The organism is Streptomyces angustmyceticus (assembly GCF_019933235.1).
In the GTDB taxonomy this organism is placed as follows: Bacteria; Actinomycetota; Actinomycetes; order Streptomycetales; family Streptomycetaceae; genus Streptomyces; species Streptomyces angustmyceticus.
Window position 1 is genome coordinate 2898638 of sequence record NZ_CP082945.1, and the last position, 24889, is coordinate 2923526.

General features: G+C 70.6%; 25 protein-coding genes and 1 pseudogene. 14 read left to right on the plus strand and 12 right to left on the minus strand.

All coding sequences use genetic code 11. The annotated features are described in order from the left end of the window. Positions 1 to 3: 3 nt before the first annotated feature. The 4 genes from K7396_RS13010 to ychF form a co-directional block, all read right to left on the minus strand. Entirely contained in the window at positions 4 to 480 is a 477-nt protein-coding gene (locus K7396_RS13010; protein ID WP_086718726.1) for an SUKH-3 domain-containing protein, read from the minus strand. Positions 481 to 498: 18 nt separating this feature from the next. After that, on the minus strand, positions 499 to 2286 hold the full coding sequence (locus K7396_RS13015) for a YwqJ-related putative deaminase (protein ID WP_086718727.1): 1788 nt from the start codon (positions 2284 to 2286) through the stop codon (positions 499 to 501). A 302-nt stretch (positions 2287 to 2588) separates the two neighbouring features. Further along, on the minus strand, positions 2589 to 3242 hold the full coding sequence (locus K7396_RS13020; RefSeq protein ID WP_167392777.1) for a LysR family transcriptional regulator: 654 nt from the start codon (positions 3240 to 3242) through the stop codon (positions 2589 to 2591). 107 nt (positions 3243 to 3349) lie between these two features. Next, on the minus strand, positions 3350 to 4438 hold the full coding sequence (gene ychF, locus K7396_RS13025) for a redox-regulated ATPase YchF (RefSeq protein ID WP_086718729.1): 1089 nt from the start codon (positions 4436 to 4438) through the stop codon (positions 3350 to 3352). Positions 4439 to 5011: 573 nt separating this feature from the next. Here ychF and K7396_RS35805 point away from each other — a divergent pair. Then, positions 5012 to 5302 (plus strand): annotated as a pseudogene (locus tag K7396_RS35805) (DUF6542 domain-containing protein); the annotation flags it as partial. Between the two features lie 61 nt (positions 5303 to 5363). Here K7396_RS35805 and ppgK read toward each other — a convergent pair. Then, a complete protein-coding gene (gene ppgK, locus K7396_RS13035; protein WP_086718730.1) occupies positions 5364 to 6245 on the minus strand; it encodes a polyphosphate--glucose phosphotransferase in 882 nt (293 codons plus the stop codon). An 86-nt stretch (positions 6246 to 6331) separates the two neighbouring features. After that, on the minus strand, positions 6332 to 7363 hold the full coding sequence (locus K7396_RS13040) for a 4-hydroxy-3-methylbut-2-enyl diphosphate reductase (RefSeq protein ID WP_086718731.1): 1032 nt from the start codon (positions 7361 to 7363) through the stop codon (positions 6332 to 6334). An 83-nt stretch (positions 7364 to 7446) separates the two neighbouring features. On the opposite strand from K7396_RS13040, the gene K7396_RS13045 reads away from it, so the two are divergent. From K7396_RS13045 to K7396_RS13060, 4 genes are all read left to right on the plus strand, one after another. Then, positions 7447 to 8895, plus strand: coding sequence for an APC family permease (locus K7396_RS13045; RefSeq protein WP_152104554.1), 1449 nt, complete (start codon positions 7447 to 7449; stop codon positions 8893 to 8895). Positions 8896 to 9036: 141 nt separating this feature from the next. Beyond that, the gene (xseA, locus tag K7396_RS13050; protein ID WP_152104553.1) at positions 9037 to 10272 is read left to right on the plus strand and encodes an exodeoxyribonuclease VII large subunit; all 1236 of its coding nucleotides are present in this window, start codon (positions 9037 to 9039) and stop codon (positions 10270 to 10272) included. A 29-nt stretch (positions 10273 to 10301) separates the two neighbouring features. Then, positions 10302 to 10595 (plus strand): exodeoxyribonuclease VII small subunit, encoded by a 294-nt coding sequence (locus K7396_RS13055; RefSeq protein WP_152104552.1) that lies wholly within the window; start codon positions 10302 to 10304, stop codon positions 10593 to 10595. A gap of 279 nt (positions 10596 to 10874) precedes the next feature. Then, positions 10875 to 11468: a malonic semialdehyde reductase gene (locus K7396_RS13060; protein ID WP_152104551.1), complete on the plus strand. Its 594-nt coding sequence runs from the start codon at positions 10875 to 10877 to the stop codon at positions 11466 to 11468. A 75-nt stretch (positions 11469 to 11543) separates the two neighbouring features. Here the strand turns inward: K7396_RS13060 and K7396_RS13065 are convergent, their stop codons facing one another. Continuing rightward, positions 11544 to 12053, minus strand: coding sequence for a DUF4245 domain-containing protein (locus K7396_RS13065; protein ID WP_233476800.1), 510 nt, complete (start codon positions 12051 to 12053; stop codon positions 11544 to 11546). Between the two features lie 263 nt (positions 12054 to 12316). Between K7396_RS13065 and glpX the strand changes: the two genes are divergently transcribed. Then, positions 12317 to 13348, plus strand: coding sequence for a class II fructose-bisphosphatase (gene glpX, locus K7396_RS13070; RefSeq protein WP_086717321.1), 1032 nt, complete (start codon positions 12317 to 12319; stop codon positions 13346 to 13348). A gap of 150 nt (positions 13349 to 13498) precedes the next feature. Here the strand turns inward: glpX and K7396_RS13075 are convergent, their stop codons facing one another. Next, positions 13499 to 13858, minus strand: a complete 360-nt coding sequence (locus tag K7396_RS13075) for a WhiB family transcriptional regulator (RefSeq protein WP_086717320.1) — start codon at positions 13856 to 13858, stop codon at positions 13499 to 13501. A 227-nt stretch (positions 13859 to 14085) separates the two neighbouring features. Further along, positions 14086 to 14967: a DUF1707 SHOCT-like domain-containing protein gene (locus K7396_RS13080; protein ID WP_223659914.1), complete on the minus strand. Its 882-nt coding sequence runs from the start codon at positions 14965 to 14967 to the stop codon at positions 14086 to 14088. A gap of 188 nt (positions 14968 to 15155) precedes the next feature. Between K7396_RS13080 and K7396_RS13085 the strand changes: the two genes are divergently transcribed. From K7396_RS13085 to K7396_RS13110, 5 genes are all read left to right on the plus strand, one after another. Next, positions 15156 to 16829, plus strand: a complete 1674-nt coding sequence (locus K7396_RS13085; protein ID WP_086717319.1) for a fumarate hydratase — start codon at positions 15156 to 15158, stop codon at positions 16827 to 16829. A gap of 210 nt (positions 16830 to 17039) precedes the next feature. Next, positions 17040 to 17237, plus strand: a complete 198-nt coding sequence (locus K7396_RS13090) for a hypothetical protein (RefSeq protein ID WP_086717318.1) — start codon at positions 17040 to 17042, stop codon at positions 17235 to 17237. 13 nt (positions 17238 to 17250) lie between these two features. Beyond that, entirely contained in the window at positions 17251 to 17745 is a 495-nt protein-coding gene (locus K7396_RS13095; RefSeq protein ID WP_086717317.1) for a DUF6879 family protein, read from the plus strand. After that, positions 17721 to 18572: a helix-turn-helix domain-containing protein gene (locus K7396_RS13100; RefSeq protein ID WP_174886904.1), complete on the plus strand. Its 852-nt coding sequence runs from the start codon at positions 17721 to 17723 to the stop codon at positions 18570 to 18572. Before K7396_RS13095 ends, K7396_RS13100 begins: the two co-directional genes overlap by 25 nt. A gap of 309 nt (positions 18573 to 18881) precedes the next feature. After that, entirely contained in the window at positions 18882 to 19067 is a 186-nt protein-coding gene (locus K7396_RS13110) for a hypothetical protein (protein WP_086717314.1), read from the plus strand. A gap of 62 nt (positions 19068 to 19129) precedes the next feature. Here the strand turns inward: K7396_RS13110 and K7396_RS13115 are convergent, their stop codons facing one another. The 3 genes from K7396_RS13115 to K7396_RS13125 are packed head-to-tail and all read right to left on the minus strand — an operon-like array spanning position 19130 to position 21191. After that, entirely contained in the window at positions 19130 to 19774 is a 645-nt protein-coding gene (locus K7396_RS13115; RefSeq protein WP_086717313.1) for a TetR/AcrR family transcriptional regulator, read from the minus strand. Continuing rightward, a complete protein-coding gene (locus K7396_RS13120) occupies positions 19771 to 20451 on the minus strand; it encodes a DUF4166 domain-containing protein (protein ID WP_086717312.1) in 681 nt (226 codons plus the stop codon). Before K7396_RS13120 ends, K7396_RS13115 begins: the two co-directional genes overlap by 4 nt. Then, entirely contained in the window at positions 20448 to 21191 is a 744-nt protein-coding gene (locus K7396_RS13125; protein ID WP_152104550.1) for a hypothetical protein, read from the minus strand. The genes K7396_RS13120 and K7396_RS13125 overlap by 4 nt, the downstream gene beginning before the upstream one ends. 320 nt (positions 21192 to 21511) lie before the next feature. Between K7396_RS13125 and K7396_RS13130 the strand changes: the two genes are divergently transcribed. The 3 genes from K7396_RS13130 (at position 21512) to K7396_RS13140 (ending at position 24700) form a co-directional block, all read left to right on the plus strand. After that, positions 21512 to 22924: a class II fumarate hydratase gene (locus tag K7396_RS13130; protein WP_086719501.1), complete on the plus strand. Its 1413-nt coding sequence runs from the start codon at positions 21512 to 21514 to the stop codon at positions 22922 to 22924. Between the two features lie 137 nt (positions 22925 to 23061). Next, positions 23062 to 23805 carry a cytidylyl-2-hydroxypropylphosphonate hydrolase gene (gene fomD / locus K7396_RS13135; RefSeq protein ID WP_223659918.1) on the plus strand — a complete coding sequence of 248 codons (744 nt, stop codon included), beginning with the start codon at positions 23062 to 23064 and terminating at the stop codon, positions 23803 to 23805. A gap of 211 nt (positions 23806 to 24016) precedes the next feature. Beyond that, positions 24017 to 24700: a class I SAM-dependent DNA methyltransferase gene (locus K7396_RS13140; protein ID WP_086719500.1), complete on the plus strand. Its 684-nt coding sequence runs from the start codon at positions 24017 to 24019 to the stop codon at positions 24698 to 24700. Positions 24701 to 24889 lie beyond the last annotated feature (189 nt).

A 24889-nucleotide genomic window follows, 5' to 3' on the forward strand; every position in this document is an offset into this window, starting at 1 on the left:
GGGCTAGACAAAGAAATCCTCCGCATCCTGCAGACGACTACCTTCGAGACGCTTGACAAACGCCTCAATGGGCCGCTCGGCCACGAAGTACGAACCCGTTTCGTGCAGGTAAAAGATTCGCTCCGTGTCGTCCATAAGCACGATGCCGAGCTCCCGCGTTTCGTACGCCACAGGAAAAATCGGCCTGCCGAGATTTTGACTCAGCTCGACTATGTCTTCAGCATCGCCTTCGTACCCGAATGTTGGCGTCACGACCATCTTGATGCCAGGGCTTCGAGGGTAGGGGAATTCAAGGTTGCCATACTCACGCACAAAAGCTGTGGCGCACCGCAACGGAGCAATGTTCACGCCTTGATCCGTGAAATCTTGGATTCTGTCCGCAATGAGCCGGTCGGCCTCCTCGCCGATGTCCCGACCCGGGAACCATCCGTGCTCCGCCAGCCACGATCTGACTTCTTCTTCTCCGATCACGGTTTCCATCACTCCTCAAACGCCTACCTAGCCTCCATGCGGGATGATACCGAGCCGCGGCAGCATCCGCTTACAAGAGTCGCAGGGTGGCTTGTAATCCCCGTGCCCCTCGATTAACTCACCACCCCTCTTCCTGTCCCCGATGTTGTTGGTGTGCATCACTCCTCCTGCCAGTTCCTTCTTCAGCGCTTCCTCGCTGGTCAACCGCGTACCGTCATGGTCCAATCCTCTCAACCGGTCAGATATCAGGGCGACTTCAGCACACTTTCCGTGCCCCGCACTGATATTGCCCTCTTGCTCAATGTCATCCAGTATCCTCTTGAGTTCAGGATGGACATCGATGGCAACACGTCCTCCGAATTTGGTGGAGCTTGTGTGCCCCGTGATCACACCGTTATGCAAGAAGCTTCCGGCACATCCATTCTTGATGCGATATGCGCCCGGCGTCTCGACACCTGACTGTCCCGGCGGGGCATTGTGCGCATCGTCTGCTAGTCGCCGCGACTCCTCCTCAAGCAGCCTGAGCCTCTGGTCGTGATTGAGTCCGCTCACGTCCAGAGCGCGACCATGGTGGTTTTTCATCCCCCATGCGCTTTGCCCGTGCCATGGAGGGTTGCTGGGTTGCCCCTGCGGGGCATCGCTCCCACCCGGCGGCCGACTGCCGGAGCCTCCCGCTCCCTTCCCCCCACCCGGCCCGCTGCCACCACCTGCAGCCCCACCGGTTCCCGGAGCCTTCGGCCCCTTGGCATCGTTCTTCCCAAGGCCCTTGAAGTGGTCGGCGAGACCCTGGTCGTTGTCCTTGTGATTCTTGGCCATCTGTTTGATGCCGCGGGTCATGTTGTCGTCGAGGTGTTTGGCGGTCTTCTTGACGCCGTCTTCGATGCCTTCGATAACCTTGTCGAGCACCGTGTTGGCGGCATCGGCGATGGCGTCCTTGCCACGAGTACGGCCATGGTGGCTCTTGGCCCTTCCGATCTTGCCGCCGGCCTTGTTCCGGAAGGTACCGCCCGCACTCTCCAAACTCGTCACGGCGCGGTCGTGCTCGTCGGCGTCGAAACTGAACCCGCCGCTGCCTCCGGCTCCAGCACCGCTTCCCCCACCACTGCCGCCGGCGCTGAGAAGTTCCATGGGGTTGTCCGCTGCTGATTTCGCGGCGCCCTTGGCCTCCTGCGCGCCCTGGGCGAAGGCTTCCTTGCCCGCCTTGGCGGCCTGGCCCAGGTCCACGCCATCCTTGACACCAAGGGCGTTGGCGCCGAGCTGGACGACCAGGTCACCCACCATCGCGCCCAGGGCCTCCTCGACCGGAGTGAGGGCGATGCTGACGACCTGCTCGGCAACCTGCTGACAAACCTCTTTGAACAGCCGCTTGAGGATCATGCGGGTCGCCTGCGTCGCACCCATCGCGCCCAGTTCCGACAGCCCGAGGGTGAAGGGGGCCGCGGCCTGGGCTGCGATCACCTCCGCGGCGAGTATGCCCAGCTGGACCAGCGCGCCGATCTTCGCGCCCTCGATGAGGAGCGCGACGCCGTCCATCGCGGTGCCCGCCATTCGGCCGCAGTCGGCAAGGCCCTTGAGGTGATTGCTATTGATCTTTCCCCAGTGGCTGTTGAGCGCTTCCACGGCGAGAGAGCCGCCAGCCGAGCTCACCAGACTCTGGATGGCGGTGTGTGCTTCGTCGGCGCCTTCGTCAATGTCATCGGCGAACTCCCGCATGGCTTTGGCCATTTCGCGATAGTCGTCCTCGTCGACATTCGGCCACGAGACACCGATCAGGTCAAGCAGCTCATCCGCCCAACCAGGCAGCACAACACCCATGCGAACCCATCCCCCGTGAACCGCAAGTCAGATGATCACACATTCCCATCTGGGTGGAGGCTTCCTCAAGTCGGAAGTGAGCCTGCCGCAAGTCGGCATCGTTGAAGGGTGCGTCTGCGCTGATGGCGCCGCAAGCGCAGACTGAACCGCTCGCGCACTGAGCGGCTGCGGCACTACTTCCCAGCATGACGTCGAGCCGGCCCACTCGTGCATGGCCCCTACATAGGCGGCGTACCGAGCCGGCCAACGGCGGGTATCTGCTGCTTCCTTGCTAGGGCGTGTCTGTTAATTCGGTCGTCTGGTCAGCGGTCTACCCAGGCCGGCGCCCACACGTTATGCGGGGTTCGCGGGCCTGCGGTGCGCAGATGGTCGCGTAGCACGGTCAGCACGGGGTGCTGGTCTCCGCTGCGGAACAGCAGCACGTGCGGGTAGACCGGGGTCGGGTCGTGCAATGGGATGCGCCGCAGGTCGTGGGTCTGGGGCCACAGGTACCGGTCCCCGCTGCCGACGAGGGTGGCCAGCGAGGCCGAGTCGGCCAGCGCGTCCATCAGGGCCTCGTCACCGAAGTTGGGGCCGAGCCCGTCGATGCTCAGGCCGAAGGCCTCGGACAGCGCCTGGTAGAACGCCGCCCACTCCGTGCCCGGCCTGATCCCGGGGATCCAGATGTGGTGGCCGGCCAGGTCCGCAGGACTGGCCCAGGGCGCGTCAGCCAGCGGCAAGGGACGACTGCCGGGGCGCACGGCCTGCTCGGCCTGCTCGATGGCCGCCAGGACCTTCTTGGCGTGCGGCAGGAAGACCTGCCCGTCCAGGCTCAGTCGGGACCCTCGGGAGGTCCGCACCAGGAGCGTGACCTCGATGTGCCTCTCCAGGGCCGCGATCCGCTTGGAGACAGCCTGCTGGCTGATCCCCAGCTCGTCGGCCGCAGCCTGGAACTGGCCGGTCTCGGCGACGGCCACGAACACGGATCCAGCAACGGGAACGACAGCGGGGTCGGCCCTCAGATGGGCCGACCCCTCCTGACCTGCACATTCGCCAGATCAGCGCCGTAGCGGTAAATCACCCGCTACACGTTGAACCGGAACTCCACCACATCCCCGTCCTGCATCACATACTCCTTGCCCTCCATGCGGGCCTTGCCGGCGGAGCGGGCGTCGGCGACGGAGCCGGTTTCGACCAGGTCGTCGAAGGAGATGACCTCGGCCTTGATGAAGCCCTTTTGGAAGTCGGTGTGGATGACGCCGGCGGCCTCGGGGGCGGTGGCGCCCTTCTTGATGGTCCAGGCGCGGGTTTCCTTGGGGCCGGCGGTCAGGTAGGTCTGCAAGCCGAGGGTGTTGAAGCCGACGTGGGCGAGGGTGGCCAGGCCGGGCTCGTCCTGGCCGACGGACTGGAGGAGTTCGAGGGCCTCGTCCTCGTCGAGCTCGGCGAGGTCGGCCTCCAGCTTGGCGTTCAGGAAGATGGCCTCGGCGGGGGCGACCAGGGCGCGCTGCTGGTCCTTGAAGTCCTCGTCGGTCAGCTCGTCCTCGTCGACGTTGAAGACGTAGAGGAAGGGCTTGGTGGTGAGGAGGTGGAGGTCGTGCAGGAGCTCTTCGTTGCCGGAGCCCTGGACGATGCCGGCGGCGAAGAGCGTGTCGCCCTTCTCCAGGATCGCCTTGGCCTCCTCGACCGCCTTGACCTTCGGGGCCACGTCCTTCTTGATCCGCGACTCCTTCTGGAGGCGCGGCAGGACCTTCTCGATGGTCTGGAGGTCGGCGAGGATCAGCTCGGTGTTGATGGTCTCGATGTCGTCCTTGGGCGAGATCTTGCCGTCGACGTGGACGACGTTCTCGTCCTTGAAGGCCCGGATGACCTGGCAGATCGCATCGGACTCGCGGATGTTCGCGAGGAACTTGTTGCCCAGGCCCTCGCCCTCGGAGGCGCCGCGGACGATGCCCGCGATGTCGACGAAGTCGACGGTCGCCGGGAGGACCTTCTGGGAGGAGAAGATCTCGGCCAGCTTGGCCAGACGCGGGTCGGGGACGCCGACGACGCCGACGTTCGGCTCGATGGTGGCGAACGGGTAGTTGGCCGCCAGCACGTCGTTCTTGGTCAGGGCGTTGAACATGGTCGACTTGCCGACATTCGGCAGACCGACGATTCCGATCGTGAGCGACACGTGGCGACTCGACTTCCGAGCGAGGTGGTGGGGTGGGCACGGCCCCGGGAGGGCCGATCCACCAGTCTACGGGGCGCGGCCGGGGCCGGGCCGCCGCCACCGGGACCGGCCGCGGCCCGTCCGGCTCCGGGCGCCGGACGAATCGCAACGGGCTCGGCCCAAAGGGCGTGTCCCGTAACCGGTTAATCCCACTTAGCGGCCTACCGTTGCCGGGTGGAGCAACACGAAGCGCGCACCCCCCAGCACGGCCCGCCGCGGTCCGCACCGCCGCCCGCGGGCCAGGACGCCCGGCTCCCGCGCCCCGCGGAGGCCGTGGCCCCCGACCCCGATGACGATTTCCTCACCGCGATGCGGGCCTCCGGGTTCGCGTCCGTACCGGCGTCCGCACCGGCGGGCGTCCATGCCGCGGGGCGCGGTCCCGCACCGGCCGGGACGTCCCGGGCGCCGGCGCGGACGGCCGCGCCCCCGGCGCCCGGACGCGCCCCCGCCCCACCGGAGGGCAGAGAGACCGCGACCGTGTACCGGGCGCGCCCGCAGCGCCCGCTGCCGTCCGCGCCGCCCGCGCTGCGGCGGATGCCGGCGGCCAAGCTCACCGGGCTGGGCTGCTGGCTGCTGGCGACGCTGGCACTGCTGGCCTTCGGCTTCCTGGACCGGCTGCTGCTCGGCGGCGCCCCGACCCCGTACGGCGTCTGCTATCTGCTGGTGGGCGCCGCCGCGGCGCTCTGGGTCAGGCCGTACGACCTGGTCATCGCGCCGGTGACGCTGCCGATCGCGTTCACGATCGGTGCGCTGCCGATCCAGCGCGGCACGGGCGGGTTCGACGGGCTGCTGATGGGCGTCTTCACCGTCCTCGCGCTGAGCGCGGGCTGGCTCTACGCCGGCACGCTGATCTGCGCGCTGCTCGCGATCCTCCGCCGGGTGCTGGTCATCGCCCGCCGTCGGGCCAGCCGACCGGCGAGTCGACCGCGGAGCGCAGCGCGCGGTCCGCAGGAGCGGTCTGCGGGGCGGCCCCGGCCGCGGCCGGGGAACCGTCCGCGGCAGGTGGCTCGCCAGCCTGAGCGGCGTAAGCAGCCATCGCGGCCCCCACGATCCCCGCATTGTTCTGAAGCTGAGCCGGCACGATCTCCGCGCTGACGCCCTCGATCAGCGGCAGGAACTTCTCCGCCTTGCGGCTCACCCCGCCGCCGATCACGAACAGCTCGGGCGAGAAGAGCATCTCGACATGGGCGAGGTAGCGCTGGACCCGGTGCGCCCAGTGCTGCCAGCTCAGGTCCTCGTCCTCCTTGGCCTTGGTGGAGGCGCGCTTCTCGGCGTCGTGGCCGTGCAGCTCCAGGTGGCCCAGCTCGGAGTTGGGCACCAGGCGGCCGTCGGTGAAGAGGGCGCTGCCGATGCCCGTGCCGAGGGTGAGCACGATGACCGTGCCGGTCCGGCCACGGCCGGCGCCGAAGCGGAGTTCGGCCAGGCCGGCCGCGTCCGCGTCGTTGAGCACGGTGACGGGGCTGCCGCCGGCCTCGCCGCCGAGCCGCGCGGTGAGCAGTCCCGCGGCGTCGGTGCCGATCCAGCCCTTGTCGACATTGGCGGCGGTGCGGGTCGTCCCGCCGGTGACCACACCGGGGAAGGTCGCACCGACCGGTCCCGACCACCCGAAGTGGTCCACGACCTCCTTGACGCCGTCCGCGACCGCGTCCGGGGTGGCCGGATGCGGGGTCAGCACCTTGTAGCGCTCCTCCGCGAGGTCGCCGCGCTCCAGATCCACCGGGGCACCCTTGATGCCCGATCCACCGATGTCCACACCGAAGACCTTCATGGGAAAAGGCTAGGCGTCGGCGGGGCGGCGCGCCCCCGGGATGCACCGACCGGTGCCCCGGGTGACGAAGCGGAAGCGGCAGTTCCTCAGCCCTCGGTGGCGGCCTTGGCCTCGGCGCGCAGGTCCCGGCGGAGCTCCTTGGGCAGCGAGAAGTGGATGGACTCCTCGGCGGCCTTGAGGGTCTCGACGTCCTCGTAGCCGCGCGCGGCGAGCCACTCCAGGACGCCGTCGACGAGCACCTCGGGGACGGAGGCGCCGGAGGTCACGCCGACCGTGCCGACGCCCTCCAGCCACGCCTCGTCGATCTCCTCGGCGTAGTCGACCAGATGGGCGTCGCGGGCGCCGGCGCCCAGCGCCACCTCGACGAGGCGCACGGAGTTCGAGGAGTTCTTGGAGCCGACGACGATGACGAGATCGGCCTCGGCGCCCATCTGCTTCACCGCGGTCTGGCGGTTCTGGGTGGCGTAGCAGATGTCGTCGCTGGGCGGCGAGAGGAGGTTGGGGTAGCGGCCCTTCAGGGCGTCCACCGTCTCCATGGTCTCGTCGACCGAGAGGGTGGTCTGGGAGAGCCAGACGACCTTGTCCGGGTCGCGGACCTCGACGTTGGAGACGTCGTCGGGGCCGTCGACGAGGGTGATGTGCTCGGGGGCCTCACCGCTGGTGCCGATGACCTCTTCGTGGCCTTCGTGACCGATCAGGAGGATGTCGTAGTCCTCCTTGGCGTAGCGGACGGCTTCCTTGTGGACCTTGGTGACCAGCGGGCAGGTGGCGTCGATGGTGGCGAGCTTGCCGCGCTTGGCCTCGTCGTGGACGACCGGGGCGACGCCGTGCGCCGAGAAGATGACGATGTTGCCCTCGGGCACCTCCTCCGTCTCGTCGACGAAGATGGCGCCCTTCTTCTCCAGGGTCTTCACGACGTACTTGTTGTGGACGATCTCGTGGCGGACGTAAACGGGGGCGCCGTACTGCTCCAGGGCCTTCTCCACGGCGATCACGGCGCGGTCCACGCCCGCGCAGTAGCCACGGGGGGCGGCGAGCAGGACCTTGCGCCGGCCGCTGCGGTGCGATGCGTCTTCGCCCGGGGTGGCGGCGGGCGTCGGGCGGGGCGAGGAAGTCATGCGTCCCATCGTAAAGCCGTGCCCCGCTCCGGAAGATCGCGCCGTTGTCCCAGACTGAGGGCGGCACCGAGCGAGGAGGCAGGATGCCGGGCACGAGCGGCGGCGCGGGCGGCGCGGGGGCGGGCGGCGGGGCGGACACCGCCGCCGAGGGGATCCCGGGCGGCGGCGCGCCGGGGGCGCTGCGGCGGACGCTGACCTTCCGGGACCTGGTCGTCTACGGGCTGCTGTTCATCGCCCCGATGGCGCCGGTGGGGATCTTCGGCACCCTCCAGGCCGCCTCGCACGGCGCGGTCACCACCGTCTACCTCGTCGCGACGGCCGCGATGGCGTGCACCGCCTTCTCGTACGCCCAGATGGTGCGCGTCGCCCCGCGGGCCGGGGCGGTCTACACCTACGCCCGGGTGGGTCTGGGCGAGGGCGCCGGGTTCGTCGCCGGATGGATGGCGATGCTGGACTATCTGCTGGTTCCGGCGGTGGCGTACCTGTTCTCCGGGATCGCGCTGCACGCGCTGGTCCCTTCGGTGCACCCGTGGGTGTGGACGGCGCTGGCGGTGGCCGTGACCACGCTGCTGAACCTGTGGGGCGTGCGGACGGCGGCCCGGGTGGGCTTCGCGGTGCTGGCCATGGAGATCGTGGTGCTGGCGGTGTTCGTGGTGTCGGCGGTGGTCGTGCTGGCCGTACACGGGGCTCCGCGGGGCTGGACGGAGCCGCTGACCGGCGCGGGCGGGTTCTCGGTGCGGGCGGTGCTGTCCGCGGTGTCGGTGGCGGTGCTGTCCTATCTGGGCTTCGACGCGATCGCGTCGTTCGCGGAGGAGGTCGGGGGTCCGGCGGCCCCCGGGAGGGGCGGCCGGCCGGGGCCGGACCGGGTGGCGCGGGCGGTGCTCACCTGTCTGGCGGTCGCCGGTGTGCTGTTCGCGGCGCAGACCTATCTGGCGGCGCTGCTGATGCCGATGAGCGCGGCGGAGCTGGCGGCCCGGCCGGCCGAGCAGGGCGGCGCCTTCTACGCCACGGTCGACGCGTCGGTGGGCCGCTGGCTGCACGACCTGGTGGCGGCGAGCAAGGCCGTGGGCGCGGCGTTCGCGGCGCTGGCGGGGCAGGCGGCGGCCGGCCGGCTGCTGTTCGCGATGGCCAGGGACCGGCGGCTGCCCGGGGCGATGTCGGCGGTGGACCGGGGCAGCGGGGTGCCGCGCCGGGCGCTGCTGGGCGCGGCGCTGGTGACGCTGGTGGCGGCGGTGTGGGCGGCCCGCAGGGACGACGGGCTGGACCAGCTGTCGTCGGTCGTGAACGTGGGGGCGCTGACCGCGTTCGGGCTGCTGCACGCGTCGGTGATCGGCTGGTTCTGGATCCGCCGGGCGGGCGGGCCACCGGGCGTGCTGCGGCATCTGGTGGTCCCGTTGCTGGGGCTGGCGGTGGTGGGCGCGGTGGTCGTCGAGGCGTCGGCCGCCGCGCGGGCCGTGGGCGGGGCCTGGCTGGCGGCGGGGGTGGTGGTGCTGGTGACGCAGCGCCGGAGACGGGGACGGGGGCGGGAGTGACGGGAGCGACGGAGGGGACACCTGTGGGGGCGGCCGGGGGACGACCGGGGTGCGGGCCGGGTCGGCGACGGCGGAGCCGTTCCCCGGCCACGGACCGCGCGAGTGCCGCCACTGTCGGTGCCCGCCGCTAGTCTCGCTCGTATGGCTGTTTCTACGTCCCCGGAGACGCCGATCCCGGTCGGCGAGGTGTCCCGGCTCATCGGCGGTTGGATCGACCGGCTCGGCGCGGTGTGGGTCGAGGGGCAGATCACCCAGCTCTCGCGGCGCCCCGGCGCGGGGGTGGTCTTCCTGACGCTGCGCGACCCGTCGTACGACATCTCGGTGAGCGTGACGTGCTACCGCCAGGTCTTCGACAAGGTCGCCGACGTGGTCAGCGAGGGCGCCCGGGTGGTGGTGCACGCGAAACCGGAGTGGTACGCCCCGCGCGGCCAGCTCTCGCTGCGGGCCGCCGAGATCAAGCCGGTGGGGGTCGGCGAACTCCTCGCCCGCCTGGAGCAGTTGAAGAAGTCGCTGGCGGCCGAGGGGCTGTTCGCCGCGGACCGCAAGAGGCCGCTGCCCTTCCTTCCGCAGCTGATCGGGCTGGTCTGCGGCCGGGCGAGCGCCGCCGAGCGGGACGTCCTGGAGAACGCCCGGCACCGCTGGCCGGCCGTCCGCTTCGCGGTGCGCAATGTGCCGGTGCAGGGCGTGCACGCGGTCCCGCAGGTGGTCGCCGCGGTCCAGGAGCTGGACGCGCTGCCCGAGGTGGACGTGATCATCGTGGCCCGGGGCGGCGGCAGCGTGGAGGACCTGCTGCCGTTCTCCGACGAGCAGCTCGTGCGGGCCGTGAGCGCGGCCGTGACGCCCGTCGTCTCGGCGATCGGCCACGAGCCGGACACCCCGCTGCTGGATCTGGTCGCCGACCTGCGCGCCTCGACGCCGACGGACGCGGCGAAGAAGGTGGTCCCGGACGTGGGCGAGGAGCTGGCCCGGGTCCGGCAGCTGCGGGAACGGGCGCTGCGTGCGATCGACGGCTTCCTGCAGCGCGAGGAGCGCGGCCTGGCCGGGGCCCTGCAGCGGCCGTGCATACAGCGTCCGCAGCGGATGGTCGAGGAGCGCGAGGAGCAGGTCACGGCGCTGCTGGAGCGCGGCAGGCGGACCCTGGGACATCTGCTGGACCGCGCCGACTCGGAGCTGTCGCACACCCTGGCCCGGGTGGTCGCGCTCTCCCCGAAGGCGACGCTGGAGCGCGGCTACGCGGTCCTGCAGAAACCGGACGGCACGGCCGTGCGCGCACCGGCCGAGGTCGGCGCGGACGAGACGCTGCGGGCCCGGGTGGCCGAGGGCGAGTTCCGGGTACGGGTGGACGGCGTCCCGGGCGCCGGCACACCCCCCGAATAGGGCACGGACCAACTCTTAGGGTGGGAGACATGGCGAAGGCGAAGACGGACGGCGCGGCGGACACGGAGCAGGGCGCGGCGGCCGGGGCGGCGGCCCCCGTGGAGTCGGTGGACTCCACGCTGGGCTACGAGCAGGCGCGGGACGAGCTGATCGAGGTCGTCCGCAGCCTGGAGGCGGGCGGTACGACGCTGGAGGAGTCGCTCGCGCTGTGGGAGCGCGGCGAGGCGCTGGCGAAGGTCTGCCGCCGCTGGCTGGACGGCGCACGGGCACGGCTGGACGCGGCGCTGGCGGAGCCGGACGAGCCGGAGGCGGAGCGCGCATAGGGGGCGGAGCGCGCCCGGCGACGGAGTTCGCCGGAAGCCCTCGCGGCCGGTCCCGGGGTCTCCGGAAGCCCTGGCGGCCCCGCGCGGCACTGCCGGTTCGGCCTCTCGCCCCCTCGGCAAGGCGAACCCTTGTGAACCCCCTCACAACACCCGCATTTTAGTTGAAGCTTAATCTATTTCCTCTACAGTATTTCCCGAATGACCCCTGTGGCGGCTACATGATCACTGGTGTCTGCACTGTCACAGAACCCGACCCAGCTCACTCACCGAGGTGCCCTTATGTCTCTCGCCCTTGACACCGCCGCTCAGGACCTCCTGTTCCGGGAGGCCCAGACCGCCAACACGTTCACGGACGAGCCGGTGACGGACGAGCAGGTCCAGGCCATCTACGACCTGGTGAAGTTCGGCCCGACCGCCTTCAACCAGACGCCGCTGCGGATAACCCTGGTCCGTTCCCAGGAGGCCCGTGAGCGCCTGGTCAACCACGCCATGGGCGCCAACGGCCCGAAGACCCTCAGCGCGCCGCTGACCGCGATCCTCTCCGTGGACCTGGACTTCCACGAGAAGCTGCCGCAGCTCTTCCCGCACGCCCCGGGCATCAAGGACGCCTTCTTCTCCGAGGCCGCGCGCCGCGAGGTGGCCGGCACCCAGAACGCCACCCTCCAGGCCGGCTACTTCATCGTCGGCGTCCGCGCCGCCGGCCTGGCCGCCGGCCCGATGACCGGCTTCGACTTCGCCGGCATCGACAAGGAGTTCTTCGGCGACGGCAAGCAGAAGGCGTTCCTCGTCATCAACATCGGCAAGCCGGGCGCCGACGCCTTCTTCCCGCGCTCCCCGCGGCTGGCCTTCGACGAGGCCGTCGCCACCGTCTGAGCGGACCCGCCCGCACCACGCACGAGGCCGCCGCACCCCTCCCGGGTGCGGCGGCCTCGTCGGTTTCGCCGGCGCTCAGCTCTTCTTCGCGACCAGCGCGGCGGCCAGGTCGGCGAGCCGTCCGTAGGGCGCGGTGCCGGTGACGACGGTGGTCACCCCGGGCTCCTCGCGGACCAGCGCGTTGTACTTGTCGCCCTTGTAGCGGTCCCACTTCTTGCTGCCGACGGCCTGCTTGCCCTCGGCCTTGGCCGCGCCGAGCGTGACCTCCTGGATGAACTTCCGCGGCACGGCGTCGCTCTGCTCGACGGCCGCGTACTGCTGCTCCGGGTCGAGCAGGCCCAGATGCCAGGCGCCGCCCTTGCCGTCCTCGCTCGCCTTGTACGACACGGAGGTGGCGCGCCAGGTCTTGGGCAGCCCCTCGGGCGCGGCGACCGCGTAGGGCGCCGCCCGCCGGGCCGTGATCAGTTCGACGCGGTAGTCGACCGTCTTGACCGCGTTCTTCGCCGCGTCCGCGCTCTCGTCGTGCGGGATGAAGATGTAGATCGCCCCGACGAGGATGCCGATCACCGCCAGCGACAGGACCATGTCCCGCACCGTTTGCCTGCCTCGCATACCTGCCACGCCCCTATGGTCCCCCATCCCCGGCGCGGCCCCGACAGGCCCCCCGGCAAAGGCCCTGACCTGCGAGGACAACCACGCGACCGGCCGCCCGGCGGGTGCTCATGCGTAGGGCCCTCTGCTCATTTTGGCGGCCTGGAGATACTGTGAACCTCCGGGGGAAACCCCCGCACCCCCGCACAGCCACCCTCATTCCCTCACGGCCGTCGCCGTTCAGAAAGGTGCGCTCGATGAGCGAGCATCATCTCCCGTCCCAGCTCGAGGTCAGCCCCGAGGCCCCGGACCGCAACCTCGCCCTGGAGCTCGTCCGGGTCACCGAGGCCGGTGCCATGGCGTCGGGCCGCTGGGTGGGGCGAGGTGACAAGAACGGCGCGGACGGCGCGGCGGTCAAGGCGATGCGCGCCCTGATCCACACCGTCTCGATGGACGGCGTCGTGGTCATCGGGGAGGGCGAGAAGGACAACGCCCCGATGCTCTACAACGGCGAGCGCGTGGGCGACGGGACCGGCGCGGAGTGCGACGTGGCCGTGGACCCGGTGGACGGGACGACGCTGACCGCCAAGGGCATGGCGAACGCGGTGTCCGTGATGGCGGTGGCCGAGCGCGGCTCGATGTTCGACCCGTCCGCGGTCTTCTACATGGACAAGCTCGCCACGGGCCCGGAGGCGGCGGACTTCGTCGACATCACGGCGCCGGTGGCGGTGAACATCAAGCGGATCGCCAAGGCGAAGAAGTCCGCGGTCGAGGACGTCACCGTCGTCATCCTGGACCGGCCCCGCCACGAGGGCCTGGTCAAGGAGGTCCGGGAGGCCGGGGCCCGGATCAAGTTCATCGCCGACGGCGACGTCGCCGGCGCGATCATGGCGGCCCGCGAGGGCACCGGCGTGGACCTGCTGCTGGGAATCGGCGGTACGCCCGAGGGCATTATCGCGGCCTGTGCGCTGAAGTGCCTGGGCGGCGCCTTCCAGGGCAAGCTGTGGCCCAAGGACGACGAGGAGCGGCAGCGGGCGCTGGACGCCGGGCACGACCTGGACAAGGTGCTGGAGATCGGCGACCTGGTCCGCGGCGACAACGTCTTCTTCGTCGCCACCGGCATCACCGACGGCGAACTGCTGCGCGGGGTGCGCTACCGCGCCGAGAACGCCTACACCCAGTCCCTGGTGATGCGCTCCAAGTCCGGCACCATCCGCCAGATCGACTCCCAGCACCGGCTGTCCAAGCTGCGTGCGTACAGCTCGGTGGACTTCGAGCGCCCCAGCTAGCGGCGCGCGGGCCGGCCTGTGCAACCGGCCCGCCCGCCCACGCACTTCGCCCCCGCCGGAGAAGCTCCGGCGGGGGCGAAGTGGCCCATACGCCCTGGGGTGCGTCCTGCTGGGGGGTGCGTCCTATGGGCCGAAGCCTCGCGCGGCCGCTCAGCCCGCCGCAGGCATGTGCGCGGCGCGCTGGAGTTCGCTCTCCCGGCGCCGCCGGCGGGTCAGGACGACCCGGCGCTCGGCCGCGGTCAGGCCGCCCCAGACGCCGTACGGCTCGGGCTGGAGCAGCGCGTGCTCCCGGCACTCGACCATCACGGGGCAGCGGGCGCAGACCCGCTTCGCGGCCTCTTCTCTGGCCAGGCGCGCGGCGGTCGGCTCCTTGGACGGGGCGAAGAACAGCCCGGCTTCGTCCCGGCGGCACACCGCCTCCGAATGCCAGGGGCCGGCCTCGTCACGAGCAGGCACTTGCTGGGACGGGACGACAGCGGCATCCTGCAGGGGCTGTTGCGGTAGCAGCACGGTCAACTCCTGACGACGGCTTCGGCGAGAGAATCACCCTTGCCCGTCTCGCTGCGCACGGCCTTTTCGCACCCCGCAGCCGTACGAGAGACGATGCACCAGCCCTACCCGCTGTACGCACGCTTATGCACACCGTGGCGATCGTGCGACAAGGAGAAAATCGCGGGTGACGCCCCTGCTGGGCGGGGCACCCGCGCCGCGGCGGTGTCCGCGCGCCTTCCCCGGCCTCAGCCCCCCATGCCCTTGCGGAACCGGTCACGGCGCTCACGGCGCTCGGCGTGCAGCCGCTCGTGCCATTCGCGCCGGTCCTCGCGCAGTTGGTGGTGCCGCTCACGCCGCTCCTCGCGCAGCTCGTGGCGGAGTTCGCGGTGCCCGTCGCGCAGACGGTCGCGCAGGTCGCGGATCCAGGCACCGCGCTTGGGCCTGGCCTCCACGCTGCCCAGCACGGCGAAGCCGTTGACGACAACCTGCGGGGCGTCGGCGTCCTCGGAGTCGTGCGACTCGACCTCGAAGCTGCCCAGAATGCCGGAGCCGCTGCTGCGCAGCGTGATGTTCTCCGGCACCCGGATCTCGACGCTGCCGAAGACGGCCGTGACGTTGATCTGGACCTGCCGCTGCGGGAAGACGGCCTCGGTCAGGTCGATCTCGACGCTGCCGAAGAGCGCGAAGGCGTTGATCCGCGCGGGCGCCCGCCAACGGCCCTTGCGCGCGGAGGCGCTGAAGATCGCGACGAGGTTCTGGTCAGGGCCCGGAGTGCCGGCGCCGGGGGCGTACGCGTCCCGGTCCTGCCGGGCGCGGCCGGCGCCGGACGCGGGGAGGTCGCGGATGACGGGCTCCAGTTCGCCCATCGTCTTGGCGCGGTAGACCGTGTCGATCCGCTCGGCGTGCTCCTCCGGGTCCAGCCGGCCCTCGGCCAGCGCCTCGCGGAGGATCTCGGCGACCCGGTCGCGGTCCGCGTCGGACGCCCGGAGGTCGCCCTCGGCCACCGCGGGCGGCGCGGTCGCCGTCTTGGTCATGTTCACCGGCTGCCGGTCCTGCCGCCGGCCCTGCTGCTCCAGCGGTCCGGGCGGGTTCTCGGGGCCCGGTCGTCCCCCGTTGTCTGCGTCCACCGGCTCAGCGTATCGAAACGCGATAGATCGCGACTAGGGCCTGTGGGCAAAGTCCCGCCCTTCCCGGAAGGCGGCGCCGGCGGCGACTGAGCCTTACCTCACAGCGGCGTCCGCGCGCCGGGGTTCTACGCTGTGGAGGCGCTGCCGTAGAAGCCAGCCGGACCTCTCCGAGTAAGGAATGACCTTCGATGCCGGAATTCGCCTACACCGACCTTCTCCCCGTAGGTGAGGACACCACCCCGTACCGCCTCGTCACCGCGGAGGGCGTGAGCACCTTCGAGGCCGACGGCCGGACGTTCCTCAAGGTCGAGCCGGAGGCGCTGCGCAAGCTGGCCGCCGAGGCGATGCACGACATCTCGCACTACCTGCGCCCCGCCCACCTCGCCCAGCTCCGCAAGATCCTGGACGACCCGGAGGCCAGCGCCAACGACCGCTTCGTCGCGCTCGACCTGCTGAAGAACGCCAACATCGCCGCCGCGGGCGTCCTGCCCATGTGCCAGGACACCGGTACCGCGATCGTGATGGGCAAGCGCGGCCAGCAGGTGCTGACCGAGGGCGGCGACGAGGAAGCGCTCTCCCGCGGCATCTACGACGCCTACACCCAGCTGAACCTGCGCTACTCGCAGATGGCCCCGCTGACCATGTGGGACGAGAAGAACACCGGCTCCAACCTGCCGGCCCAGATCGAGCTGTACGCGACCGACGGCGGCGCCTACAAGTTCCTCTTCATGGCCAAGGGCGGCGGCAGCGCCAACAAGTCCTTCCTCTTCCAGGAGACCAAGGCGGTCCTCAACGAGGCCTCCATGATGAAGTTCCTGGAGCAGAAGATCCGTTCGCTGGGCACGGCCGCCTGCCCGCCGTACCACCTCGCGATCGTCGTCGGCGGCACCTCGGCCGAGTACGCGCTGAAGACCGCCAAGTACGCCTCCGCGCACTACCTCGACGAGCTGCCCGCCGAGGGCTCCCCCACCGGCCACGGCTTCCGCGACAAGGAGCTGGAGGAGAAGGTCTTCGAGCTGACGCAGAAGATCGGCATCGGCGCCCAGTTCGGCGGCAAGTACTTCTGCCACGACGTCCGCGTCGTCCGCCTCCCCCGCCACGGCGCGTCCTGCCCCGTCGCCATCGCGGTCTCCTGCTCCGCGGACCGGCAGGCCGTCGCGAAGATCACCGCCGAGGGCGTCTTCCTGGAGCAGCTGGAGACCGACCCCGCGCGCTTCCTGCCGGAGACCACCGACGACGAGCTGACCGAGGGCGCCGGCGCGGACCTCGACGCGGTCGCCGTCGACCTCAACCGCCCCATGGACGAGGTCCTGGCCGAGCTGACCCGGCACCCCGTCAAGACCCGCCTCTCCCTCACCGGCACGCTCGTCGTCGCCCGCGACATCGCGCACGCCAAGATCAAGGAGCGGCTGGACGCGGGCGAGGAGATGCCGGAGTACCTGAAGAACCACCCGGTCTACTACGCGGGCCCGGCCAAGACCCCCGAGGGCTTCGCCTCCGGCTCCTTCGGCCCGACCACGGCCGGCCGGATGGACGCCTACGTCGAGCAGTTCCAGGCGGCCGGCGGCTCCAAGGTCATGCTGGCCAAGGGCAACCGCTCCCAGCAGGTCACCGACGCGTGCGCCGCCCACGGCGGCTTCTACCTCGGCTCCATCGGCGGCCCCGCGGCCCGCCTGGCCCAGGACTGCATCAAGAAGGTCGAGGTCCTGGAGTACGAGGAGCTCGGCATGGAGGCGGTCTGGAAGATCGAGGTCGAGAACTTCCCCGCCTTCATCGTCGTCGACGACAAGGGCAACGACTTCTTCCAGGACCCCGCGCCGACGCCCACCTTCACCAGCATCCCGGTACGCCAGGGAAGCTGACGCACCCGGTCTCACCGGCGGAACCCCCGCAGAGCCCCTGACGTGATGTCAGGGGCTCTGTTCTTGACGCCGTCCCGCAGTGGGCCGGAATCCGCAGTGTCCGGGCCCCGCCCTGTTTTCCTGTCTTGGAAACTCGAACCCCTTGCGCCTGCGGTCGGTTGCTCACGAGCATCAACCACGACGCGACGCAACAGGCCAGGAAGGGAACGCATGAAGGTCACCAAGCTTGTGAGTACCTGCGACCTCAAGGACTGCCCGACCATCTATGCCACCGACCGAGGAACTCTGCTGGTACAGGGGGAGACCCCCGGTGACCACGGGTTAAGGGTTCCCGCACACGAAAATCTCGTCGAGATCCCTGAACAACTCGTCATCGACCTGGTCCGGAAGGGATTTCGTGGCGCCTAAGACTCTCGGCGAAATGTTCGGCGCCTTCGAACGGGAGGCGTTCCGACTGGAAACCCTGAACGACTACAGCAAGTCGGGGAACGTGAACGCCTATAGAACGTTCCTTGCCGGGAAACCGCAGCCGGCCGACTACAACGATGCATGGGTGGCAGAACTCCGTTCTCACACCACCAAGGGCAAGCGCGTCTATCGCGTGCACATCCTCACTCGCCCCCTCACCCCGTATTTGCGGTTCGAACTGGGCTGGGGCTACCAGAAGAACGCAGCGGGCGGCGAAGAGTTCTTCATCCTCGACACCACCGACCAGCCGAACCCCTTGGAAGGGATTCCCGACTTCTGGCTGATGGACAGCCTGAAACCGGCGGTCATGAACTATTCGGAGGACGGGGCTTTCCTCGGAGCCGACGTCCTGGAACCAGAACGTGCAGAGGAGTTCCGCGCGCACCGTGATACGGCGATGGCGCACGCCGTGCCGTTCTCCGGATGGTGGGCGCAGCACGGCACGTGAAAAGAGGAGAGCTGGGGGCCGCGCTGCGGGCGCTACGACGCGCTTCCGGGAAGGAAGCCAAGACTGTCGCCCGCAGCGCCGTCATGTCCGCGAGCAAGCTGAGCAAGATCGAGACCGCGAAGGCCGCACCGTCGGTCGTGGACGTTGAGCGCGTCCTCACGGCCATCGGCGTGTCCGATGAGGTCAAGGAAGAGTACCTGGAGGCCGTCCGAGCAGCGGCGACCGAGGCCACGGCATGGCGTCTCATCCGCCGCATGGGTGTGCACAAGGCTCAGCAGCAGACACGAGCGCTGGAAGCCCACATGACGGTACTGCGGCTCTTCCAGCCGGCCTTGGTGCCCGGTCTCCTGCAAACGCCGGAGTACATCAGGGCCGTTCTCGCCCGCCACAACCTCGGCGCGGAGGTACTCACCAAAACAATCAGCGCGCGCGTAGAGCGCCAACAGGTGCTCTACGACTCGTCCAAGGAACTCCACTTCGTCATCACGGAACCTGTACTGCGGTGGCGAATCGTGTCGGCTTCCAGGATGGCAGAACAGATGGACCGGATCGCCAGTCTTTCGCGATTGCCTCACCTGGATATTCGCATCGTTCCCCTGTCGGCGCGGCAGCGTGACATAGCCAATCACGCCTTCGTCGTCCGCGACGACCGAACGGTTACGGTCGAGACCGTCCATGCTGACCTAGCGGTCACCGATCCTCGCGACGTCGCCCTCTACATCCGCAAGTTCGAGGGATTCGCAGCCATGGCGATTTCCGGTGACGAGGCGCGCTCCACGCTGGAAAGCATCCGGGACGACTTCTTGCGTGAACAGGAAACCGGCTAGGCGGAAACCGCATCGCCGAGCACCATTGCTTGCCACGGTATTGATTCCACCGGGGAGGCATCCAATATTGAGTGACACAAGGAAAACGATGGCGCGGCCGGTGTGCTTGCCGCTCCCTCCTGACGCTCCCGAACCGGCCGAAGGGTGCGATGTCTGTGCCGCACTGGTGAAGCAACGTGCAGAGGCACGGGCCAGTGGCGACTGCTCGGCGGCGTCCGATCGCAACGTGGAGCCGGCAGCGCATCCACACGACAAGGCCACCGATCAGCAGGCCGGCGGCACGCCCCGCGCGAAAAGGGAGGTCGGTGGATGAGTTCTGCCGCCGTCGACACGTACGAGACGCGGCCTCCCGACGCGGAGGGCTGGCGCGGAGTCCCGTTCCGGCACCCCGGCGGCCCGGTGGCCGCCGAGGACGAGGGAGGGAAGCACGACGGTGGGCCGATGCCGCCGGAGGCTCCGCGGGAGCCTGCGCCGCAGGGGGGCGACGGCAAGTAGATGCCTCGGGCCCTTGGGCCGCGGCAACGCGGCCTGCCCCCGCCGTGGCCCCTGACCTCATGTCAGGGGCCACGCCGCCCCGTGCTGCGCCGGATCCTGGCGCGTACGGCGCGCTGTGCGACCGGGCCCAGGTCCTCCAGGACGCCGACCAGGCCGGACAGTTGCTCCAGGGCGTCCAGGGCCGCCAGCGCGCCCTCGGGGTCCACGCCCTCGTACAGTTCCAGGCCGACGAAGCCCGCGGCGAGGGCCCGGGAGAGGCCGGCGACGTCCACGAAGGCGGCGATGGGCGTGCCGGACAGTACCCGGGTCAGTACCGCTTCGATCTCCTCGATCCAGGAGGCGAGTCCGGCGGCGGTCGCGGGGGCGAGGCGGGGCTGGGTCTGGGCGCCGGCCAGGAGCTGGGCGAGGACGGCGACATGGCCGGCGGCACGCTCCTCGGCGTGCAGTTCCCGTCCCAGTTCCAGGAATTCGGCGAGGCTGCCGACCCGGGCGAAGCGTTCGCGGTAGTGGGCGACGCGCTGCTCCGCGCCGTAGCGGCAGGCGGCGGCGAGGAGTTCGTCGACGCTGCCGAAGTGGTAGAAGACCAGGGCCTGGTTGACTCCCGCGGCGGTGGCGACGGCGCGGGCCGAGGTCTTGGCGAGGCCCTGTTCGGTGAGCGTGCGCAGGGCGCCGGCGAGCAGTTTCGTACGGGTGTCGTCCGCGCTCACGCCCGCGCCTCCTCGCGCACCGGCCGCAGCCCGGCGCGTACCCCGCGCTCGGCGGCGTCCACGAATTCGGCGTCGAACGACCCCTCGTAGCCGAAGAGCGGCCCGAACCGCCGGTTGCCCACCCGCACCTGGATGCGGAAGCGTCCGGCCGGCTCGTCGTACGACTCGCGCACCACCGCGTCGCCCCCGATCAGGTCCGGCACCCGGACGTCGACCGGGCCCTCCCGGAAGCGGTGCTCGCCGGAGCGGATGACCAGGGCGCCGGTGGCGTCGGCCGTGAAGTGCAGGTCGGTGGCGAGGTGCTGGTGGGTGCCCAGGTAGTCGACGACGCAGCCGCGCTCGGGGCAGAAGACCATGGTGGCGTCGAAGCGGCGGGGGCGGCCGGGGAAGGCGAAGGTCCGGACGAAGGTGACGGTCTCGCGGCCGAAGGAGTCGGTGTACGGGACGTTCTCGATGACGAAGGGGATGTCCCGGCCGGTCCGCGGGACGAGGATGTTGCGGCTGCCGCCGAGGGCCAGGAACGGGCGGACGAAGCTGCGGCCGTGCCAGATCCGGTCCATCGTGCCCCGGCCGATACACGCCTCGCCGCTGTCGAGCCCGACGGAGAAGCGCCGCCGGATCTCGGGGTGGAGCCGGTCGAAGTCGGCGCCCAGTGCGCGCTGGAACATCGAGGTCATGGCTGCTCCAGGGTGGCGAGGAGGGCGGTGGGGGCGGTGCTCCGGCCGCGTGCGGCGGCCCGCTCCGGCGGGCGGCGCAGGCAGCGGCGGGCCGCGGGGGTGGTGGGCAGGGGCGGCAGCAGCAGCGCGGCGGCCGCCACGGCGGGGACGGTCGCGGCGAGCACCGAGATCGTGGCCACCGGGGCCACGGGGGCCAGGGCCGCGGTGGCGACGACGGCGGCGACACGGACGAACAGCTCCGCGAGGGCCTGGCGCAGCGACCGCTCGGGGGTGATCCCGCGCTCGCACCACAGCCGCAGCCGGTCGAAGGACCAGGCGGTGGCCCAGCCCATCAGCGGCCGGAAGAGGAGCCGGTCGACGACCCGGCCGAAGCGGCCCCAGCGCGGCCGGTAGTCGTATCCGGTGAGGAACCTCAGCGCCTCGCCGTCCGGGACGTACCGCCAGTAGCCGCGGCCCTCCGCGATCAGCGACAGCGGGTGCGCCGAGGCGAAGCGGAGGGCCGAAGTCCGGGTGCCGTCGGGCCGGTTGCGCTCGCCGGCCGAGATGCCGGTCCCGTCGACCGTGAGCCCCGGCAGCACCCGGGTCGCGTACCGGAAGCGCTGCGGTTCCCCCGGCGCGCACGGCAGATAGTCGATCTCCCCGAACCGCAGGTCCCAGCGCTGATGCTGCTGCGGCACCTGGCTCCGGTCCCACACCTCGCCGATCCCGGCGCGTATCCGGGCCTCCACGTACAGCCCCATGCGACATCCCCCTCCCACATGTTTGAGCGACTGCTCAAACGCAGCGTAGAACGTTTTGAGCAGTCGCTCAAGGACGGGTGTGCGAGGGGAGGTTGTGCGTTGCGCGCTGCTCCGGTTCCACGGCGGTGAACCGTCGGGCCGGCTGCCGGGACGCGGGGCCGACGGGCGCCGCGCCGCCGCAGGAGCCTGGCACGGGGCCCCGCCGGTGGCACGCGGGGCGCCCGGGGCCGGGCCAGGGACCGGCCGCCACTGCCCCGCAGCCAGGTGACATCCGGCCGGCCTCCGGGAACAGATCGGGGTTCCTGGGCACTGAGAGAGGTATGAGTGACAACGGCGCATTCGGCGACCCCGGCGGCTTTCGGACCGAGCACGACTCCATGGGGGAGGTGCGGGTGCCCGCGCACGCGAAGTGGCGGGCGCAGACGCAGCGTGCGGTGGAGAACTTCCCGGTCTCGGGGCAGCGGCTGGAGCGGGCGCACATCGAGGCGCTGGCGCGGATCAAGGGCGCGGCGGCCAAGGTGAACGGCGAGCTGGGGGTGCTGGACAAGGACATCGCGGAGGCCGTGCAGGAGGCCGCCGCGGCCGTCGCGGAGGGGCAGTGGGACGACCACTTCCCCGTCGACGTGTTCCAGACGGGCTCGGGGACGTCGTCGAACATGAACACCAACGAGGTCGTGGCGACGCTGGCGAGTGAGCGGCTGGGCCGGGAGGTCCACCCCAACGACCACGTCAACGCCAGCCAGTCGTCCAACGACGTCTTCCCGTCGTCGATCCACATCGCGGCGACGTCGGCCGTGCTCAACGACCTGGTCCCGGCGCTGGAGCATCTGGCGGAGGCGCTGGAGCGCAAGGCGGAGGAGTTCGCCGGGGTCGTGAAGTCGGGGCGGACGCATCTGATGGACGCCACGCCGGTGACGCTGGGGCAGGAGTTCGGCGGCTACGCCGCGCAGGTGCGCCACGGCGTCGAGCGGCTGCGGGCGTCGCTGCCGCGGCTGGCGGAACTGCCGCTGGGCGGCACGGCGGTGGGGACGGGCATCAACACCCCGCCGGGGTTCTCGGTCGCGGTCATCGCGGAGGTGGCGCGGGTGACGGGGCTGCCGCTGACCGAGGCGCGCGATCACTTCGAGGCGCAGGGGGCGCGCGACGGGATCGTCGAGACCAGCGGGCAGCTGCGGACGATCGGGGTCGGGCTGACGAAGATCGCCAACGATCTGCGGTGGATGGCGTCCGGGCCGCGGACCGGGCTCGCGGAGATCGCGCTGCCGGATCTGCAGCCGGGTTCGTCGATCATGCCGGGGAAGGTCAACCCGGTGATCCCGGAGGCGGTGCTGATGGTGGCGGCGCAGGTCACCGGCAACGACGCGACGGTGGCGGCGGCGGGCGCGGCCGGCAACTTCGAGCTGAACGTGATGCTGCCGGTCATCGCGCGCAACGTGCTCGAATCGATCCGGCTGCTCGCCAACGTGGCGCGGCTGCTGGCGGACCGTACGGTCGACGGGATCACCGCGAACGCGGAACGGGCCCGGGAGTACGCCGAGTCGTCGCCGTCGGTCGTCACCCCGCTCAACAAGTACCTCGGGTACGAGGAGGCGGCGAAGGTCGCCAAGATGTCGCTCGCCGAGCGGAAGACCATCCGCGAGGTGGTTCTGGAGGGCGGCTACGTCGAGCGGGGGCTGCTGAGCGAGGAGCAGTTGGACGAGGCGCTGGACGTGCTGCGGATGACGCGTCCCTGAACCGGCCGGCCCCCGTCGCCCGCGCCGGGGCTCCTGTTACGGCGCGGGGTCGCGGGGGCGGGCGCGTTGTCCTGCCCGTAACGCCCGGTGCGTCTCATGTCACGGCGCGCGTCGTGCCGCGCCTCTAAGATCTGCGCATGACAGCGGACATGGTGGACACGACGGAAGGCGAGACGCCCGGCGGACGCGGGACGGCCGGGACGGGGCGGGCGGGCGGTGGTGCGGCGGGAGCCTCCCACTGGGCGCCGGGGGACCACGTCCTGTGGCGCTACCGCGACAACGCCGACGCCGGACGGTTCCACATCTGCCGCCCGATGACCGTGGTGCAGGACACCGACGAGCTGCTCGCGGTGTGGATGGCGCCGGGCACGCCCTGCGTCAAGCCGGTGCTCGCCGACGGCACCCCGGTGCACCGCGAGCCGCTGTCCACCCGCTACACCAAACCGCGCCGGACCGTGCACGACCAGTGGTTCGGCACCGGTGTGCTGAAGCTGGCGCGGCCCGGCGACCCGTGGTCGGTGTGGCTGTTCTGGGAGCGCGGCTGGCAGTTCAAGAACTGGTACGTCAATCTGGAGGAGCCGCGCCGCCGTTGGTCGGGCGGCATCGACTCCGAGGACCACTTCCTCGACATCTGCGTCTATCCGGACCGGCACTGGGAGTGGCGGGACGAGGACGAGTTCGCGCAGGCGCAGCGCGACGGGCTGATGACCGACGCGCAGGCCGCCGAGGTCAGATCGGCCGGCCGGGCCGCGATCGCACAGATCACGGCCTGGCGGGGGCCCTACGCCGACGGCTGGGAGGACTGGCGCCCCGACCCGGCCTGGGACGTTCCCGGGCTCCCGGACGACTGGGACCGCGCACCGGATCGTTTGCGGTCGTGAGGGAGCGAAGGGAAATCGGGCGACTGAAGGGGGCGAACCGTGGAAAGGTGCGCCTATGGGCACAGCGCGATCCTGCGGGGCGAGGAGCGGGGCCGAGCCCCCTTGCTGCGCCCCGGGTCTTCAAACGTAGGATCGTCCTCCGCAAGACTGCACAGGCGCAACTCCAGAACGGGAAAACGAACTTGACCGCGGTCGCAGGAGGGGCGAGGTCGTGAGCGCGACTCACTACGACGATTACGAAGGGCTGCACCGGTTAGCACTGGACCGGGCCGGCCAGGCCGAGGCGTTCGACGCCATCGGTGACCGGTACGACGATGCCTTTCCCCACAAGGAGGGCCAGCTCGCCTCGGGCACCTGGCTGGCCGACACCCTGCCCGCGGGCTCGCGCGTCCTGGATCTCGGATGCGGCACGGGCCTGCCGACCGCCCGTCAGCTCTCCGACGCCGGACACCGCGTCGTGGGAATCGACCTCTCCCCCTCGATGATCGCCCTGGCCCGGGCGAACGTCCCGGACGCCGCCTTCCACCGGCTGGACATCGCCGATCTGCGCGGCGGCCGGCTCGGCGGCCCCGGCTCCTTCGACGGTGTCGCCGCCTATTTCTCGCTGCTGATGCTGCCCCGTGCGGAAATCCCTTACGCACTGGCCCTGCTCCATGATCTGCTACGACCGGAGGGGCTGCTGGCCCTGTCCATGGTCGAGGCGGATGTGGACGACTTCACCATTCCGTTCCTGGGCAACTCGATCCGGGTATCGGGTTACCTGCGGGACGACCTGCGCCGGGTCGTGCACGACGCGGGTTTCGACGTCGTCGGGGAGGATGCCTACGCATACGCCCCGTCGAGTACGGACGTACCACCCGAGATCCAGCTCTTTCTGCACCTGCGACGCGCCTGAGACGCAGCGCGTGGGGCGCGTCCCGTACGGGCGGCGCGCTCATCACGCGGCGCGCTCGGCGCACAGCCCCGGACGGATGGAATCCCACGCGTGACGGAGCACCCCACCTCCCACGAATCGCGACGGTCGGCACCGACCGCCGCGCCCTCGGCGTCCCCCGCGCGGGGGACGGCCGGGACGGCGTCGTTC

Bases quoted from the DNA above. Each gene is read 5' to 3' on its own strand.
- K7396_RS13120 (WP_086717312.1), bottom strand. From the start codon at position 20,451: ATGACCTCGATGTTCCAGCGCGCACTGGGCGCCGACTTCGACCGGCTC.
- fomD (WP_223659918.1), top strand. From the start codon at position 23,062: ATGACAGCGGACATGGTGGACACGACGGAAGGCGAGACGCCCGGCGGA.
- K7396_RS13045 (WP_152104554.1), top strand. From the start codon at position 7,447: ATGCCGGGCACGAGCGGCGGCGCGGGCGGCGCGGGGGCGGGCGGCGGG.
- K7396_RS13125 (WP_152104550.1), bottom strand. From the start codon at position 21,191: ATGGGGCTGTACGTGGAGGCCCGGATACGCGCCGGGATCGGCGAGGTG.
- K7396_RS13110 (WP_086717314.1), top strand. From the start codon at position 18,882: ATGAGTTCTGCCGCCGTCGACACGTACGAGACGCGGCCTCCCGACGCG.
- K7396_RS13065 (WP_233476800.1), bottom strand. From the start codon at position 12,053: ATGGTCCTGTCGCTGGCGGTGATCGGCATCCTCGTCGGGGCGATCTAC.
- K7396_RS13040 (WP_086718731.1), bottom strand. From the start codon at position 7,363: ATGACTTCCTCGCCCCGCCCGACGCCCGCCGCCACCCCGGGCGAAGAC.
- K7396_RS13015 (WP_086718727.1), bottom strand. From the start codon at position 2,286: ATGGGTGTTGTGCTGCCTGGTTGGGCGGATGAGCTGCTTGACCTGATC.
- K7396_RS13055 (WP_152104552.1), top strand. From the start codon at position 10,302: ATGGCGAAGGCGAAGACGGACGGCGCGGCGGACACGGAGCAGGGCGCG.
- glpX (WP_086717321.1), top strand. From the start codon at position 12,317: ATGAGCGAGCATCATCTCCCGTCCCAGCTCGAGGTCAGCCCCGAGGCC.
- K7396_RS13010 (WP_086718726.1), bottom strand. From the start codon at position 480: ATGGAAACCGTGATCGGAGAAGAAGAAGTCAGATCGTGGCTGGCGGAG.
- K7396_RS13095 (WP_086717317.1), top strand. From the start codon at position 17,251: ATGTTCGGCGCCTTCGAACGGGAGGCGTTCCGACTGGAAACCCTGAAC.
- K7396_RS13130 (WP_086719501.1), top strand. From the start codon at position 21,512: ATGAGTGACAACGGCGCATTCGGCGACCCCGGCGGCTTTCGGACCGAG.
- K7396_RS13090 (WP_086717318.1), top strand. From the start codon at position 17,040: ATGAAGGTCACCAAGCTTGTGAGTACCTGCGACCTCAAGGACTGCCCG.
- K7396_RS13060 (WP_152104551.1), top strand. From the start codon at position 10,875: ATGTCTCTCGCCCTTGACACCGCCGCTCAGGACCTCCTGTTCCGGGAG.
- xseA (WP_152104553.1), top strand. From the start codon at position 9,037: ATGGCTGTTTCTACGTCCCCGGAGACGCCGATCCCGGTCGGCGAGGTG.
- K7396_RS13100 (WP_174886904.1), top strand. From the start codon at position 17,721: ATGGTGGGCGCAGCACGGCACGTGAAAAGAGGAGAGCTGGGGGCCGCG.
- K7396_RS13085 (WP_086717319.1), top strand. From the start codon at position 15,156: ATGCCGGAATTCGCCTACACCGACCTTCTCCCCGTAGGTGAGGACACC.
- ppgK (WP_086718730.1), bottom strand. From the start codon at position 6,245: ATGAAGGTCTTCGGTGTGGACATCGGTGGATCGGGCATCAAGGGTGCC.